The organism is Nonomuraea sp. NPDC049141 (assembly GCF_040648415.1).
Taxonomy (GTDB): domain Bacteria; phylum Actinomycetota; class Actinomycetes; order Streptosporangiales; family Streptosporangiaceae; genus Nonomuraea.
Map to the genome: position 1 here is coordinate 1 of NZ_JBEZDR010000223.1, position 1,396 is coordinate 1,396.

Genomic DNA, 1,396 nt, shown 5'->3' on the forward strand with positions numbered 1-1,396 from the left:
TCCCGGTCACGTGCCAGGCCTGCCGCCGGTCGCGCCGACCGTGACCCTGCCGCAGCGGCGGGGGCCTCCGCCGCTTGAGTCCCCTCAACCGAGATCAACCGAGGACACCTGGAGGAACCGATGGAACAGCGCTGCCCGATCAGGCTGGACACCACCGGCAGTCGTATCCACGCGGAGGCGGACGGCCTGCGGGCGCAGGGCCCGGCGACCCGCGTGGAACTGCCCGGCGGGGTCCTGGCCTGGTCGCTCAACAGCTACGCGACGATCAAGAAGGTGCTGACCGATCCCCGGGTCACCAAGAGCGCCCGCAACCACTGGCCCGCGTTCATCAACGGTGAGATCCCGCCCGACTGGGAGATGATCAGCTGGATCGCCATGGACAACATGGTCACCTCGTACGGGCGGGACCACGTGCGGCTGCGCCGGCTGGTCGGCAAGGCGTTCACCCCGCGCCGCACGGAACTGATCCGCCCGCGGGTGGTCGAGCTGACCGGTGAGCTGCTCGACCGGATGGCTGCCCGCGCCCCCGGCGAAGTCGTCGACCTGCGGGCGGAATTCGCCTACCCGCTGCCGGCCCGGCTGGTTGCCGACCTCATCGGCATGTCCGAGGAGGCCCGGGTCGAGACGGCCAAGGCGATCGACATGATGGTGGACACCACCGTGTCGCCGCAGCAGGCCCAGCAGATCCTCCAGGACTGGCGCGCCGCGATGACGGAACTGATCGCCGAGAAGCGTCGCAACCCCGGCGAGGACATCACCAGTGACCTGATCGCGGCCCGCGACGTCGACGGCACCCGGCTCACCGAGGCGGAGCTGACCGACACCATCTTCGCCATCCTGGGCGCCGGCTCGGAGACCACCATCAACTTCTTCGACAACGCCATCACCGCCCTGCTCACCCATCCGGAGCAGTTGCAGTTGGTCCGTACCGGCGCGGCGAACTGGGACGACGTCATCGACGAGACGCTGCGGGTGGAGTCGCCGCTGGCGCACCTGCCGCTGCGCTACGCCGTGGAGGACATCGACCTGGACGGCGTGACCATCCCGGCGGGCGACCCGATCCTGGTCAACTACGCGGCGGTCGGTCGGGACCCGGCCCTGCACGCGGACGCCCCGGGCGAGTTCGACGTCACCCGCGCCGACAAGGAGCACCTCTCCTTCGGGCACGGGCCGCACTACTGCCTCGGCGCCGGCGTGGCCCGGCTGGTCGCCACCGTGGGCCTGTCCAGCCTCTTCGACCGGTTCCCGGAGATGGCCCTGGCGGTCGATCCCGACGAACTGACCCCGCTGCCCACGTTCATCATGAACGGGCACCGCAGCCTGCCGGTCCGGCTGAGCGCGCCGGTGCCGTCCCTGTCCTGACGCCCCGCGTACCCGCCGCGCCGCCCCGCCAGAC

At 71.0% G+C, this 1,396-nt stretch carries 1 protein-coding gene; it reads left to right on the plus strand.

Features of this window, described 5'->3' with window-relative positions; genetic code table 11:
* The first annotated feature begins 120 nt into the window (after positions 1–120).
* Entirely contained in the window at positions 121–1,362 is a 1,242-nt protein-coding gene (locus tag AB0B91_RS66025; protein WP_089002970.1) for a cytochrome P450, read from the plus strand.
* Positions 1,363–1,396: the final 34 nt, after the last annotated feature.

Excerpts from the sequence above, each read along its gene's own strand:
- AB0B91_RS66025 (WP_089002970.1), top strand. The coding sequence starts at position 121 with ATGGAACAGCGCTGCCCGATCAGGCTGGACACCACCGGCAGTCGTATC.